This is a genomic window from Streptomyces sp. NPDC001914, assembly GCF_042891215.1.
In the GTDB taxonomy this organism is placed as follows: Bacteria; Actinomycetota; Actinomycetes; order Streptomycetales; family Streptomycetaceae; genus Streptomyces.
Window position 1 is genome coordinate 29,721 of record NZ_JBIASW010000031.1, and the last position, 13,579, is coordinate 43,299.

Consider the following 13,579-nt stretch of genomic DNA (forward strand, 5'->3'; position numbering starts at 1 on the left):
GGGGGGGGCGTGGGGGGCCGCGCCCCGGGGGGGGGGGGGGCGGCGGGCCCCCCCCCCCCCCCGGCGGGGGGGGGGGGCCCCCCCCCCCCCCCCCCCCCCCCCACCCCTCCTTCCTCGGTACGACCGGATCAGAGCGACGTCATGACGTGCTTGATCCTCGTGTAGTCCTCGAAGCCGTACGCGGACAGGTCCTTGCCGTAGCCGGACTGCTTGAACCCGCCGTGCGGCATCTCGGCGACGAGCGCCATGTGCGTGTTGAGCCACACGCAGCCGAAGTCGAGCCTCTTCGACATCCGCATGGCCCGCGCGTGGTCCTTGGTCCACACCGACGAGGCCAGCGCGTAGTCGACGCCGTTGGCGTACGCGACGGCCTGGTCCTCGTCCGTGAACGACTGGACCGTCATGACGGGGCCGAAGACCTCGTTCTGGATGATCTCGTCGTCCTGCTTCAGACCCGAGACCACGGTCGGGGCGTAGAAGTAGCCCTTGTCGCCGACCCGGTGGCCGCCGGCCTCGATCCGCGCGTGCTCGGGCAGGCGCTCGATGAAGCCGCTGACCTGGGCGAGCTGGCCCGCGTTGTTGAGCGGGCCGTAGAGCACGTCCTCGTCGTCCGGTTGCCCGGTCTTCGTCGCGGCGGCGGCCTTGGCGAGCGCGGCGACGAACTCGTCGTGGACGGACTCGTGGACGAGGACGCGGGTGGCGGCCGTGCAGTCCTGGCCGGCGTTGAAGAAGCCGCCGACCACCAGGTCCTCGACCGCCTTCGTCAGGTCGGCGTCCTCGAAGACGACGGCCGGGGCCTTGCCGCCCAGCTCCAGGTGGACCCGCTTGACGTCCTTGGCCGCGCTCTGCGCGACCTGGATGCCGGCGCGCACCGAGCCGGTGATGGAGGCCATCGCCGGGGTCGGGTGCTCCACCATCAGCCGGCCGGTCTCGCGGTCGCCGCAGACGACGTTGAAGACGCCCTGGGGCAGGCCGAGCTCCTCCAGGACACCGCCGATGATCTCGGCGATCAGTACGGTGGAGGCCGGGGTGGTGTCGGAGGGCTTGAGGACGACCGCGTTGCCCGCCGCGAGGGCCGGGGCGAACTTCCACACCGCCATCAGCAGGGGGTAGTTCCACGGCGCGACCTGGGCGCACACGCCGACGGGCTCGCGGCGGATGATCGAGGTCATGCCCTCCATGTACTCGCCGGCCGAGCGGCCCTCCAGCATCCGGGCCGCGCCCGCGAAGAAACGGACCTGGTCGATCGCGGGGGCGAGTTCCTCGCTGAGGGTGAGGTGCAGCGGCTTGCCGGTGTCGCGGCTCTCCGCGGCGACCAGTTCCTCCGCGCGTGCCTCCATCGCGTCGGCGATCTTCAGCAGGGCGCGCTGCCGCACCGAGGGAGTCGTGTCGCGCCAGACGGGGAACGCGGCGGCCGCGGCCGCCATGGCCGCGTCGACGTCGGCCGCCCCCGAGAGCGGGGAGGTCGCGTAGACGTCACCCGTGGTGGGGTCCACCACGTCGAGCGTCCGGCCGTCGACGGCATCCGCGAAGGCGCCGTCGATGTAGTTGCGGAACGTGCTGCTCATGGAACGTCTCTCCTGGTCAGGCGGAGGTGCGGGGGGACAGGTGCTCGTGGACGGCGAGCCAGGCGCCGTCCTCGGAGCGGGCGAAGACGATGGTCTCCCGCTCGTGCACCGTCTCCTCGCCGGCGTTGGTGGCGACCTGGGTCTCCACGTCGTGGCTGAAGACGGCGGTGTCGCCGAGCGGCTGGATCAGCTGCGCCGACGAGGTGCAGCCGAGGATGCGGAAGCCGTCCTGCTCCACCCACTGCTGCCACAGCGCGCGGTACTCGGCCGTGGACTCCAGACGCTGCGGCGTGGTGTGGAAGGCGAACGTCGCGTCGGGCGCGAAGGCTCCGAAGTAGTCGTCGAGGCGGCCCTCGGCGAAGGCGGCGACGAGCGCGTCCGCGGCGGCCCGGATCTCCTGCACGGTGCTGGTGCTCATGCTCGGCTCCTGATCAGGGGCGCCCGGCGGTCAGGGCCGGGCGCCCAGTCTGTGGTGGGTGGCGTGGCGGGTCAGGCGGCGGCGGGCTCGGCCGTCTTCTCCTCGGGGCCACCGGTGATCGGCGTGATCTCGGCGTCGGACGCCCCGACGAAGCGGGGGCCGGCGGGCCCGTACACGGCGCGCGGCTCGGGGAACAGGGCGAGCGCGGCGAGGTAGAGCACGACCGCCAGACCGAGACCGACGGGCAGCGAGATGTCCGCGCCGTTCGCGAGGTTGCCCAGCGGGCCGACGAACTGGCCCGGCAGGTTGGTGAAGAGGAGGGCCACGACGGCGCTGACGATCCAGGTGCCCATGCCGCGCCAGTTCCAGCCGTGCGCGAACCAGTAGCGGCCGCCGCGCTGGCGCCGGTTGAAGACCTGCAGTGCCTCAGCGTCGTACCAGCCGCGCCGGGTGACGTAGCCGAGCGCCATGACGACCATCCACGGCGCGGTGCAGGTGATGATCAGCGTGGCGAAGGTGGAGATGGACTGCGTGAGGTTGAGCGCGAAGCGGCCGAGGAAGATGAACCCGATGGACAGGACGCCGATGAAGAAGGTCGCCTGGACGCGGTTGAAGCGCGGGAAGACGCTGGCGAAGTCCAGCCCCGTTCCGTAGAGGGACGTCGTACCGGTCGACAGACCACCGATCAGGGCGATCAGGCACAGCGGCAGGAAGTACCAGCCGGGGGAGATGGCCAGCAGCCCGCCGACGTAGTTCGGGGCGGCCGGGTCGACGTACTTCGCGGCCTTCGTCGCGATGATCGACGCGGTGGCCAGGCCGAAGACGAAGGGCAGCAGGGTGGCGATCTGGGCGAGGAACGCGGCGCCCATCACCCGGCGGCGCGGGGTGTTCGCGGGGATGTAGCGGGACCAGTCACCGAGGAACGCGCCGAAGGAGACCGGGTTGGAGAGCACGATCAGCGCGGCGCCGATGAACGACGGCCAGAACAGCGGGTCGGCGGTCGAGGCGAAGGCGCCCGCGTATCCGGGGTCGAAGTCACCGGCGAAGGCGAAGGCGCCGAGCACGAAGAGGGCCGAGGCCGCCATGACCGCGATCTTGTTGACCAGCAGCATGAAGCGGAAGCCGTAGATGCAGACGACGAGCACGAGTCCGCCGAAGATCGCGTACGCGATGCCGTACGTCACGTCCGTCTCGGGGACGTCGACCAGCCGGTGCGCGCCGCCGACGAGCGCGTCTCCCGAGGACCACACCGAGATCGAGAAGAACGCGATGGCGGTGAGCAGGGAGAGGAAGGAGCCGACGACCCGGCCGTGCACGCCCAGGTGGGCGGAGGAGGAGACGGCGTTGTTCGTGCCGTTCGCGGGGCCGAAGAGCGCCATCGGGGCCAGCAGCAGCGCACCCGCGACCAGTCCGAGGACGGTCGCCGTGAGCCCCTGCCAGAAGGAGAGCCCGAAGAGGATCGGGAAGGCGCCCAGTACGCAGGTCGCGAAGGTGTTGGCGCCGCCGAAGGCGAGCCGGAACAGGTCGATCGGCCGGGCCGTGCGGTCCTCGTCCGGGATTCGCTCGACGCCATATGTCTCGATTTCGGTGACCGAGGTCGTCACGGGCCCTCCAATGTCCGTTAGTGCACCGTTCAAACGGTGGCCTCCACAGTGTGAGGCCCCCGGTGACCTGCGACAATGGTGTCCATCACAGATGCGTACGATGTCATTTGTGGCCAGCGACAAACTCACCATCCAGGATCTGCTCTCCTCCCCGGCCCTCCAGCTCTCGCTGAAGGCCGGCGGAGGCCTGGACCGGACCGTCTCCTGGGCGCATGCCAGCGAGCTCGTCGACCCGACGCCCTGGCTGCTGGGAGCCGAGCTGATCATGACCGCGGGCCTCGCGATCCCCCGTACCGCGGCGGAACAGCGCGCCTATCTGGAGCGGCTGGACGACGCCGGGGCGTCCGGTCTCGCCCTCTCGGCGCAGCTGCACATGCCGCCCCTGCACGAGGCGTTCTTCCGGGCCGCGGAGGAGCGCGGCTTCCCCGTCCTCGAAGTGCCGCTCGCCGTTCCCTTCATCGCCGTCGCCCAGGAGGTCGCGGCCTCGGCTCAGGAGGAGGCGCGGCACCGGCTGGGCGCGCAGCTCCAGGTCTTCGGCGCGCTGCGCTGGCTGGTCACGGAGAATCTCGACACCCCGACCCTCCTGCGCCGCCTCGAAGGACTGTCGGGCTACGACGTCTTCCTCTGCACGCCCCAAGGGCGCCCGCTCCTGCCCGGGGTCCCGGTGCCGGACCCGGCCGTCCTGCCCGCGTCCGTCGACGCCCCGCCGACGATCCCCGGCGGCTTCGTCCTCCCGGTGCCCGCCCCCGGCGGCCCCGCCGGCTTCCTCGTCGCGTACGAGCGTGAGGGCGCCCGGCCCGCGGGACTCGCCGTCGTCCAGCACATCGCCACCGTCGCGGCGCTGCGGCTGGCGATGGTGCGCAACGAACGCGAGACGCTGCGCCGCGAGGGGGCGGAGACGTTCGCCGAGCTGCTGCAGGAGGTGTTGGACCCGGAGGCGGCGCGCCGCCGGCTCGCCCGGCACGCGATCGAGGGCGACACCGTGCTGCTCGTCGTGCGCCGCACCACCGACGAGGCCCTGCTGCGCTGCCTGGAGGACCGGCCCCATCTGCTGCTCACCCGGGGCGAGGACCGCTATGTCCTCGGCGCGCCGGACCTGACCGCCGCCGTCGGTGAGCTGCCCGGCGTGGCGGCGGGGGCGAGCCGCCCCTTCCTTCCGGGGGACGCGCTGAAGGTCGCCCAGCGCGAGGCGCTCTGGGCGGTGTCCAAGGCCGCCGAGTCCGGCCGTGCCGTCGTCCACTACGGCGACGACGGGGCGGGCCGGTGGCTGCCGGACGACCCCGCCGTCCTGACGGCGCTGGTGGAGCACGTGCTGGGCGAGGTGCTCCGGTACGACGAGAGTCATGACTCGCAGCTGCTGGTCTCCGCCCGCACCTGGATGGAGCGCGACCGTCGCACCGAGACGGCGGCCGCCGCGCTGCACATCCACCCGAACACCCTCGCCTACCGGCTGCGCCGCTTCGGCGCGCTCGCCGACCGCGATCTGACGTCGACGGCGGCCCTGGCCGAGGTCTGGCTGGCGATCCAGGCGGCGGGAGCGCTGGGTCTCACCGACTGAGCAGGCGAACATCCCGGGCCGCCATGCGCGCTCGGTCCGTCGTGCGTGCCCGGTCCGCCGTGCGCGCTCGGTCCGTCGTGCACGATCGCGGCGCGGATCACCCCTCGCGCCGCGCGACCGCCTCGACCAGGCGCGTGATGTCGGCGAGATCGGCCTCGAACTCGGCGGTGAGGTCGAGGGGAAGGTCCAGCCACGGCGCGAGCGCGCTGTGGCCGGGGAGTTCGCCGTCGTCGACATGGCCCCGACGGCCGCGCGGGTCGCCGGTGCCGGGAGTGAAGCGGCCCGAGGCCTCGGAGGCGGCGAAGCCGATCACGAAGGTGCTGATCAGGCGTTCCAGCCGGGGCACCTGAGGTTCGGGGACCCCCGCCTCGATGAGCGCGGTGTAGATGATGTCCACCGCCCGCAGGCCGTCCGGGGTGACGGCCGGCCGCGAGAAGAGCAGGTTCGCGGCCCAGGGATGCCGCTGGGTGACGTTCCGGGCCGCGTGTGCGAGGGCGCGGAGCCGTTCGTCCCAGGTGTGGTGTCCGGCCGGATCAGTCGGCAGCAACGCGGTGAGCAGCCGTCCGACCATGCCGTCCAGCAGTGCCGACTTGTCCTTGACGTGCCGGTACAGCGCCATCGGCGTCACCCCGACGCGATCGGCCAGGGCGCGCATCGAGACGGCGTCGACCCCGTGCTCGTCGGCGATGGCCACGGCGGCGTCCAGGATCTCTTCCCGTCTCCCACTCATGGGTCTACAGTGTAGACGTATACAGTGTAGACGTGTACGCCGTATACACGCCCGACGTAGACCTCATGAAGGACGGATGATGCTGATCGCAGAGGAAGTGGTGAAGCGCTACGGCCCGCGCCACGCGCTCGACGGGTTCGACCTGACGGTCCCGGCCGGGGAGATCGTGGGCCTGATCGGTCACAACGGCGCGGGCAAGACGACGTTCGTCGAGATCGTCGCCGGTCTCGTACGTCCCGACGCGGGCCGCGTCGCCATCGCGGGGCGCGACGCGCTGCGGGACGGCCGGGCCGCCCGGCTCCTCCTCGGCGTGGCCCCGCAGGAACTCGCCCTGTACGGCGGCGCCACCGCGCGGGAGAACGTGCGGCTGTTCGCCGGGCTGGCGGGCATCCGCGGACGGCGCGGGGACGCCGAGATCGCGCGGGTCCTGGACGAGCTGTGCCTGACGGCCGTGGCGGACCGGCCCGTGGCCGCCCTGTCCGGAGGCCAGCGCCGCCGGGTGCAGGCGGCCACCGCCATGGTCGGCTCACCACCCCTCCTGCTGCTGGACGAGCCGACCGCCGGAGCCGATCCGGAAACCCGCTCGGCTCTGCTGAGCGCGGTCAGGTCCCGGGCCGAAGCGGGCGCGGCCGTCGTCTACACCACCCACTACCTGCCGGAACTGGTCGATCTCGACGCCACGCTGGCACTCGCGCGGGCCGGCCGGATCATCGCGCGCGGCACCCAGGAAGAGCTCACCCGCCACCTGCCCGGCGAGCTCAGGGTCACCTTCGCCGACCCGGGCGAACCCGAGCTGCGCCGGCCGACCATGGACCCCGGTGCCGATCTGGCGGCCCTGCTCGCGTCCGGTCGTACACCCGCGTCCGTCGACGTCCGCCGCCCAGGGCTGGACGACCTCTACCGGTCCATGGAAGCCGCGCGGACCGTGACCCCTGCGGAGGTCCGCGATGCCGCGTGAGTCGGTCGCCCGCCTGGCGGTGCTGGTCCGCCACAACGTGCTGCTGATGGCGCGCGAACCCGGTCCCGTCCTGAGCCGGATGATCCTCCCGCTCGTCTTCATCACGCTGTTGCGTCCGCTCTACGTGACCGGGCAGGGCCGCACGGCCGGCACGGAACAGGCGGTCGTCGGCACACTGGTCACCTTCTCGCTGCTCGCCCTCAGCATCTGCGGCGGCGCGATCCTCACCGAACGGCTCGGCCGGACCTGGGACCGTCTGCGCGCGACCGCCCTGCGTCCCGTCGAACTGCTCGTCGGCAAGGCGGTTCCGGCCTTCGCGGCCCTGCTCGCCCAGCAGTTCCTCGTCGTCGGCTTCGCCGTGTGCGTCCTCGGCCTGCGTGTCCCGCACCCGTTCCTGCTGCTGGGCCTCCTGCTCAGCTGGAGCTGCGCGCTCCTCGGGCTCGGCACCCTGCTCGGTGTACTGGTCCGCAGCCTGGGCGCGCTCTCGGCCTCCTTCGACATCGGCGGCATGCTGCTGAGCAGCCTCGGAGGGGCGCTCGTCCCACTCGCCGCCCTGCCGCCCTGGGTCGCGGACGTGGCCCCGGTCTCGCCCGGCTACTGGGCCGCTCGCGGCATGCGGGGCGCCCTGTCCGGTGACGCCTACGCCGTGGCGGAGTCCTGCGGCACGCTTCTCGGCGTTGCGCTGGTCTGCGGCGCCGCGGCCTCGGTCCGGCTGGTGGGCCGCAGCGGGCGGACGGTGGCGCTCTAGGCGTCCGGTGCCCCTGAACTTGCCTGCTGGGAGGGCGAGTTCAGGGGCGTCGGGCAACTCCGGCAGATCGGGCCGTCACGGCCCTTCGGTGCGGCGCAGGCCGGCTACCAGCGTCTCGACCAGTCGCCGCGCGTCGTAGCGGGGGTCGTTGTCGGCGCCGATGCACAGATTGCCGACGCCGCGCATCAGTTGATAGGCCGTCAGGCCAGCGCGGATCTCACCGGATTTCACTGCGGCGTCAAGGAGTTGGTCGCACACGGGGACGAGCCGGTCGACGAAGTACCTGTGCAGGGCGTCGAACGCCGTGTTGTCGGGCTGCAGGACGGCGGCGAGCCCGTGCTTGGTGACCAGGAAGTCGACGAACAGGTCGATCCACCGCGACAGTGCGGCGTAGGGCGACGCGCAGTCGCCGAGCAGGGTCGGCCCCGCCTCGGCGCAGGCCTCGACCTGGTGCCGGTAGACGGCGACGACGAGATCCGCCCGAGTCGGGAAGTGCCGGTAGATCGTGGCCGTGCCGACACCCGCCTCGGCCGCGATGTCGCGCACGGGCGCCTCCACGCCCGAGGCGGCGAAGACCGTGGCGGCGGCATCGAGCAGCGTCTCCTGGTTGCGCCGGGCGTCGGCCCGCCTGGGCCGGGCAGCCGCCTGCCCCGTGGTGTCGTCGCTGTCGTTCATCGCGCCCTTTCCCTCCGTGGCCGGACAGCCAAACGGAACGGTGTTCCGTATCGCCTTGCTAAGTGGGACAGCGTTCCGTATCGTCAAACGGGACGGTGTTCCGGTTGCTCATGATGGCAGACCGGGGACCCGGCGACCAATCTCGCCGTCACCGCGCTTCACCCGTATCGAAGGCTTCACCCGTATCGAAGGAGACAGGGTCATGCAGTACCGCACCTTGGGCCGCACCGGTGTGCAGGTCGGCTCGCTCGCGCTCGGCGCGATGAACTTCGGCAGGATCGGGCGCACCACTCAGGACGAGGCCACGGCCATCGTCGACGCCGCCCTGGAGGGCGGGATCAACCTCATCGACACCGCCGACATGTACGGCGACGGCGAGTCGGAGGAGATGGTCGGCAAGGCCATCGCCGGCCGCCGCGACGACCTCGTGCTGGCCACCAAGGCGGGCATGCCGATGGGGGAGGAGCGCAACCACCGGGGCTCCTCACGCCGTTGGCTCGTCACCGAGCTGGACAACAGTCTGCGCAGGCTCGGTGTCGACCACGTCGATCTCTATCAGATCCACCGGTGGGACCCGGCCACCGGCGACGAGGAGACACTGTCCGCCCTGACCGACCTGCAACGCGCGGGAAAGATCCGCTACTTCGGATCCTCGACCTTCCCCGCCCACCGCATCGTGCAGGCCCGATGGGCCGCCCGCGAGCATCAGGTACGGCCCTACGTCACCGAACAGCCCAGCTACTCCATCCTGCAGCGCGGGATCGAGGCGGACGTCCTGCCCGTGGCCGAGGAGTACGGGCTCGGTGTGCTGGTCTGGAGCCCGCTGGCCTCGGGCTGGCTGTCCGGCGCGGTCAGGAGGGGCCGGGAGATCACCACCAGCCGCTCGGCGTTCATGCCGCAGCGCTTCGACCTCGCCATCCCCTCCAACCAGGCCCGGCTCGACGCCGTGGAGCGGCTGGCGGTCATCGCCGAGGAGGCCGGACTGACGCTGATCCAGCTCGCACTCGGCTTCGTCACCGCTCACCCGGCGGTCACGAGCGCCCTGATCGGCCCCCGGACCCTGGACCACCTCCACGCGCAGCTCGCCGCCGCGGACACCGTGCTCCCCGCGGACGTGCTCGACGCGATCGACGCCGTCGTGTCTCCCGGGACCGACCTCGCCGCGCACGAGAAGTTCGACACTCCGCCCGCGCTGCTCGACCCGGCGCTGCGCCGCCGCTGACGGACCGGTGCGGCGACCTGAACGGCCCCGCCCGGGTCAGAGTTCCGGAGCGGGGCCGCCAGGGGTCCGTGGGTGAACGGGATGTCGGCCGGTGGATGCCTTGGTCGGCCGGCACGTGCCTCGGTCGGCCGGTGTATGCCTCGGTCAGCCCGTGTAGGCCTCGATCTCGGACAACTGCCCGGCGGGCCAGCCGGTGTTGCCCGTGACGAGGACGCGCAGATAGCGGGTGGGGGTGCCGGACAGGGTGATGGTCGCGGTGTTGCCGCTCGACGGGTCGAAGGTGTAGCCGGCCGACGCCTTGAGGGTGCTGAACGTGCTGTTGTCGGTGCTGCCCTGGATGCTCAGCGTCTGCGTCCGTGTGGCCCACGCCGCCGCCGGCGGCAGCTTGAGGACGACGCGCTTGACCGCCTTCGCCGCGCCGAGGTCGACGGTGACGGACTGCGGGAAGGCGTTGTTGGCGCTCTCCCAGTAGCTGTTCGCGTTGCCGTCCACCGCGTTGGCCGCGGGGTACACGTCCGTGTGGCTCGACTCGGTGACGGGCCGGTTCTTCGCGAGGTTCACGGTGGGGTCGGTGGGCGGGTCCGTGGGCGGGTCGGTCGGGGGATCGGTCGGCGGGGTACCGCCTCCTGGCACTCCGCCGTTGGTCCACTGCGGGGCCGGCCAGTTGCCCGTACAGGCCGGGGGATCGGCGTACCAGCCGCTGTTGCCCGCACCCCGCGTGATCTGGAAGCCGGATCCTACGCAGTTGTGGATCGGGTTGGACTGGGCGATGTTCGTGGCCGTGACGTTGCTGAAGGACGCCGTGCCCGGCGCCTGGATCTGGAGGGCGTAGGTGCCGGCCCCGTCGATGCGCACGTGGTCGAAGTGCAGCCCGTTCGTGGCTCCTTCGATGTTCATGATCGCGGCGTAGGAGCTGTCGAGGATCTCGCTGTCGGTGACGTCGACGGTCGCGTTCAGGGGTTCGTTGAGCCCGCTGAACCAGACCGCGCCGACCCCGAACTGCCAGTTGTAGTCATTGTTCCCGGCCCGTATGAGGGTGTTCCGGGCCGCCGTGATCGTGCCCGAGACGGCCGTGCCCTGGCCGGAGTTGACTCCGGGATAGCGGTTGGCGACGTGCAGGCCGCCGCCGTTGGTGACGGTGTCCGCCATGACGTTGTCGGAGAGGGTGATGTCCTTGCCGCCGTACGTCACGATGTTGTTCGCGAGGATCGGCAGGACCACCGTGTTGAAGGTGAACTTGTTCTTGACGTCCGGAACGCTCTCCGCCCACATCGCGAGGCCGTCGTCCCCGGTGTTGCGCACGAAGGTGTTCGTGACGGTCGAGTTGGTGACACCCATGTGGAAGTTCACGCCGTCGGCGGTCTGATCCAGGATGCGGCTGTTCTTGATGGTGAAGTTGTTCATCGGCCCGTCCATCCAGGCCCCGCACTTGGTGTGCTGCATCCATACGTTGTCGACGGTGGAGTCGGACAGCGCGCCGCCGATGGCGTTGACCTGGTCGTCGTCCACGCGTTCACGGATGTCGCCGATGATGGCGAAGTCCTTGAGGGTGACGTTCTTGCTGCCGCCCTGGCCGGCGTACTTGCCGTAGACGCCGACGGCTTTCGACCGGTTCACCGGGTCGCGGCCGGTGAGGACGCTGTACCAGGGGCCCGCCCCGGCCAGTGTCACCTGGTCGACGACGATGTGATCGCGGACCTGGAAGGTGCCCTGCGGGATGTACACCGTCCTGCCCTGCGCCTTGCCCGCGTCGACCGCTGCCTGGATCTTGGCGGTGGAGTCCGCGGCGCCGGTCGGATCCGCGCCGAAGTCGCTGACGACATCGAGGGCTCCGGACGGTTTCCCGATCGGTGCGCCCACCTGCTCGAAGTCGGCGAGGTCGATGGTGAACGAGGGTGATTCGCTCGTGGAGGAGACCTGGAGCCGCACCTTGCTGCCGGCCGGCAGCGTGGAGCCGAACATGGTGCGGGTCTCGTCATAGAAGTGATGCGGGTTGGTGTCGCCGGGGTTGTTGTTGAAGGGGTAACCCCCGTAGTACCAACCGTACTTGGAGGTCACCGGAACACTCTTGAGCCGATTGCCGTCGACCCTGAGGTCGAGGCTCGCGTCGCGGCCGCTGCCCGCGGCGTTGTCGGGCAGCGAGTAGCGGAACGACATGGCGTTGGCCGGGGCGGTCAGCGTGAACTCGACGTACTCGCCCGTCGCGTCCAGTGTCACGGCCTGGCGGCCGGACGCCTCGGAGGGGAGATGGCCGTAGAGCCGGTCCGGACCGATGAGCGTGCCGTTGGTGGCGGCGTACTCGGCTTCCTGTTCTTTGAAGGGAACGGCCGCGCCCCGGCCGGAGATCCCGACGGGGGAGGGGGCGGGTACTCCAGCGGCGGCCGCGTGGGGGGCCAGGGCCACCGCGACGACGGTGCCGGCCGCGGCGAGTGCCAGGGACACGGACACCGCCGTGCCGCGTCGCAGGAATCTGCCTTGGGGATAGGGAGTCACAGGCATGCGTCCTCAGGGCTCGTGGGGTGAGCGGACGCAAGAAGGCTAGGAGTGAAGGCAAGAGAAGTCTATGAAGATGCGCAAGATTGATACAGAGTCTCGCAATTACTCGACGGTCTTGCCTTCGGGTCGGCCATGACCGACGGTCTGGCTGCCGCTGCCGCTGCCGCTGCCGCTGCCGCTGCCGCTGCCGCTGCCGCTGCCGCTGTGGCCCTCGTCGTCGCTCTCGTCGTCGCTCTCGGGCGTCGGTCCGGCTGCCCGTACCTTGGCCGCGGCACCCGGCCGGGGTGTCCCGTCGACCGCGACGCAGATGCCGAAGACACGGTCGTGCCCGGTCCAGCCGTTGACGTGACCCCGGTTGTTGCTGATCTGCACCCGCTTCCTCGCGGGTTCGAGCGACGACACGAGATGCAGGTACACGGTGCCTGCGACACGGGCGAGGACGATGTCACCGACCGTCAGCTTGGAGGGATCGACCGGAGCGACGGTCACGAGCTGCCGGCTCCGGATCAACGGGACCATCGACGCGCCACTCGGCCGGAACCGCACGGTTTCCCCACCGGCGACCCTCGCCGCCACTCCATCCAGCATTCCCATACGGCGAGCCTGGCAGGGCCGGGTCACCCAGCCCACCGATTATTGACCCGGGCCAAGGCAGAGCCGAGTTACCCAGCCGCGGATCGCCGGAGTTCGCGGCGCGTGGTGAGCCAGCGCCCGGTGACGAAGAGCAGACCGATCGTGGCGGCTGCGGTGAACAGGGCGAACGAGGGGAACTCGTCGTCGCCGTCCGGGTAGCGGTCACCGCACAGCCGGGTCAGCCGAGGCCGCTCGCGGGCCGCCTCCAGACATACCCGAGCACCCTTCCGCGGGAGGCGATAGCCATCGTTCGGTACCTTGCGAACGGTGTAGTGGCGGCCCGCCACGGTGTACGCGATCTCGTCGCTCTTGTTTCCCTTGCCGGTCGGGACCACAACGCGGGTGACGACACCCGTGACCCGTATCCCGGTGTCGTCGAGCAGCTCGGCCTGTCGCCAGTCGTGCCGCATCACGCCTCCGCCGAGGACGACGCAGACGCCGAAGACTGCTGCGGCGGCCACGTACCTGCTCGCCCTTGGGGCCGGGATCAGCGGAGTCCTCAACGGACCCTCACCTTCCTTCGCGCGGGTCGACGTCTGCCCGGATCCTGCGGGCGGGCGGAGTGGTGCACGGCCCCGCCCCCACCGAACGCTGCGGCGATTCTGGCAGGTCGACCTCCGGCCAGAGGACTCCCGGTACCGGGCCGATTCCGTCTACGCCGACGAGGCGTTGGCACACGGATCCGACCCCTTCTGCGGTTCCGTCGGCAGGTTCGGTGATCCGAACGTCCGGCTCAGCCGCCTGCGAGCTTCTCGCGGAGGGCGGCCAGGGCCTCGTCCGAGGCGAGCGCGCCGGAAGCGGCCGGGGCCCCAGAGACCTGCCAGTGGCTGTCGGGTTTCCTGTACACGGATGCGTCAGGCTCGGCATCCTCGGTCTCGGCCTGCGCGTCGGCCTCGCGGGACTTGATGACCTGAGCCTGGTGCTGCTCGAAGCGCTGCTGCGCCTCGGCGTACTGGTTCTCCCACACCT

The 13,579-nt window shown here is 71.1% G+C and carries 12 protein-coding genes and 1 pseudogene; 4 read left to right on the plus strand and 9 right to left on the minus strand.

Going from position 1 to position 13,579, the window contains the following annotated elements; translation table 11 throughout:
• Positions 1-128: 128 nt before the first annotated feature.
• The 3 genes from ACFYYF_RS40760 to ACFYYF_RS40770 form a co-directional block, all read right to left on the minus strand.
• Complete coding sequence (locus ACFYYF_RS40760; RefSeq protein ID WP_388784423.1) at positions 129-1,568, minus strand: gamma-aminobutyraldehyde dehydrogenase; 1,440 nt, start codon at positions 1,566-1,568, stop codon at positions 129-131.
• A gap of 16 nt (positions 1,569-1,584) precedes the next feature.
• A complete protein-coding gene (locus ACFYYF_RS40765; protein WP_388784426.1) occupies positions 1,585-1,986 on the minus strand; it encodes a YybH family protein in 402 nt (133 codons plus the stop codon).
• 71 nt (positions 1,987-2,057) lie between these two features.
• The gene (locus ACFYYF_RS40770; RefSeq protein WP_388784429.1) at positions 2,058-3,590 is read right to left on the minus strand and encodes a purine-cytosine permease family protein; all 1,533 of its coding nucleotides are present in this window, start codon (positions 3,588-3,590) and stop codon (positions 2,058-2,060) included.
• A gap of 100 nt (positions 3,591-3,690) precedes the next feature.
• Between ACFYYF_RS40770 and ACFYYF_RS40775 the strand changes: the two genes are divergently transcribed.
• A complete protein-coding gene (locus tag ACFYYF_RS40775; RefSeq protein WP_388784431.1) occupies positions 3,691-5,148 on the plus strand; it encodes a PucR family transcriptional regulator in 1,458 nt (485 codons plus the stop codon).
• Positions 5,149-5,245: 97 nt separating this feature from the next.
• Here the strand turns inward: ACFYYF_RS40775 and ACFYYF_RS40780 are convergent, their stop codons facing one another.
• Positions 5,246-5,878, minus strand: a complete 633-nt coding sequence (locus ACFYYF_RS40780; RefSeq protein ID WP_388784434.1) for a TetR/AcrR family transcriptional regulator — start codon at positions 5,876-5,878, stop codon at positions 5,246-5,248.
• Positions 5,879-5,957: 79 nt separating this feature from the next.
• Here ACFYYF_RS40780 and ACFYYF_RS40785 point away from each other — a divergent pair, with 79 nt between their 5' ends.
• Together ACFYYF_RS40785 and ACFYYF_RS40790 are read left to right on the plus strand one after the other, a co-directional pair.
• A complete protein-coding gene (locus ACFYYF_RS40785) occupies positions 5,958-6,836 on the plus strand; it encodes an ABC transporter ATP-binding protein (RefSeq protein WP_388784460.1) in 879 nt (292 codons plus the stop codon).
• Positions 6,826-7,584 (plus strand): ABC transporter permease, encoded by a 759-nt coding sequence (locus ACFYYF_RS40790; RefSeq protein WP_388784437.1) that lies wholly within the window; start codon positions 6,826-6,828, stop codon positions 7,582-7,584. Before ACFYYF_RS40785 ends, ACFYYF_RS40790 begins: the two co-directional genes overlap by 11 nt.
• 75 nt (positions 7,585-7,659) lie before the next feature.
• On the opposite strand, the gene ACFYYF_RS40795 is transcribed toward ACFYYF_RS40790, so the two are convergent.
• Positions 7,660-8,259, minus strand: coding sequence for a TetR/AcrR family transcriptional regulator (locus ACFYYF_RS40795; protein WP_388784440.1), 600 nt, complete (start codon positions 8,257-8,259; stop codon positions 7,660-7,662).
• A gap of 202 nt (positions 8,260-8,461) precedes the next feature.
• Here ACFYYF_RS40795 and ACFYYF_RS40800 point away from each other — a divergent pair, with 202 nt between their 5' ends.
• A complete protein-coding gene (locus ACFYYF_RS40800) occupies positions 8,462-9,481 on the plus strand; it encodes an aldo/keto reductase (protein WP_388784442.1) in 1,020 nt (339 codons plus the stop codon).
• A 144-nt stretch (positions 9,482-9,625) separates the two neighbouring features.
• Here the strand turns inward: ACFYYF_RS40800 and ACFYYF_RS40805 are convergent, their stop codons facing one another.
• The 4 genes and pseudogenes from ACFYYF_RS40805 to rpsA form a co-directional block, all read right to left on the minus strand.
• Positions 9,626-11,980, minus strand: a complete 2,355-nt coding sequence (locus ACFYYF_RS40805) for a discoidin domain-containing protein (protein ID WP_388784445.1) — start codon at positions 11,978-11,980, stop codon at positions 9,626-9,628.
• A 99-nt stretch (positions 11,981-12,079) separates the two neighbouring features.
• Complete coding sequence (locus ACFYYF_RS40810) at positions 12,080-12,466, minus strand: hypothetical protein (protein ID WP_388784448.1); 387 nt, start codon at positions 12,464-12,466, stop codon at positions 12,080-12,082.
• Positions 12,467-12,639: 173 nt separating this feature from the next.
• A complete protein-coding gene (locus ACFYYF_RS40815) occupies positions 12,640-13,071 on the minus strand; it encodes a hypothetical protein (protein ID WP_388784451.1) in 432 nt (143 codons plus the stop codon).
• A 272-nt stretch (positions 13,072-13,343) separates the two neighbouring features.
• Positions 13,344-13,579: pseudogene (rpsA, locus tag ACFYYF_RS40820) on the minus strand (30S ribosomal protein S1); the annotation flags it as partial.

Bases quoted from the DNA above. Each gene is read 5' to 3' on its own strand.
- ACFYYF_RS40760 (WP_388784423.1), bottom strand. From the start codon at position 1,568: ATGAGCAGCACGTTCCGCAACTACATCGACGGCGCCTTCGCGGATGCC.
- ACFYYF_RS40765 (WP_388784426.1), bottom strand. From the start codon at position 1,986: ATGAGCACCAGCACCGTGCAGGAGATCCGGGCCGCCGCGGACGCGCTC.
- ACFYYF_RS40775 (WP_388784431.1), top strand. From the start codon at position 3,691: ATGTCATTTGTGGCCAGCGACAAACTCACCATCCAGGATCTGCTCTCC.
- ACFYYF_RS40780 (WP_388784434.1), bottom strand. From the start codon at position 5,878: ATGAGTGGGAGACGGGAAGAGATCCTGGACGCCGCCGTGGCCATCGCC.
- ACFYYF_RS40785 (WP_388784460.1), top strand. From the start codon at position 5,958: ATGCTGATCGCAGAGGAAGTGGTGAAGCGCTACGGCCCGCGCCACGCG.
- ACFYYF_RS40790 (WP_388784437.1), top strand. From the start codon at position 6,826: ATGCCGCGTGAGTCGGTCGCCCGCCTGGCGGTGCTGGTCCGCCACAAC.
- ACFYYF_RS40795 (WP_388784440.1), bottom strand. From the start codon at position 8,259: ATGAACGACAGCGACGACACCACGGGGCAGGCGGCTGCCCGGCCCAGG.
- ACFYYF_RS40800 (WP_388784442.1), top strand. From the start codon at position 8,462: ATGCAGTACCGCACCTTGGGCCGCACCGGTGTGCAGGTCGGCTCGCTC.
- ACFYYF_RS40805 (WP_388784445.1), bottom strand. From the start codon at position 11,980: ATGCCTGTGACTCCCTATCCCCAAGGCAGATTCCTGCGACGCGGCACG.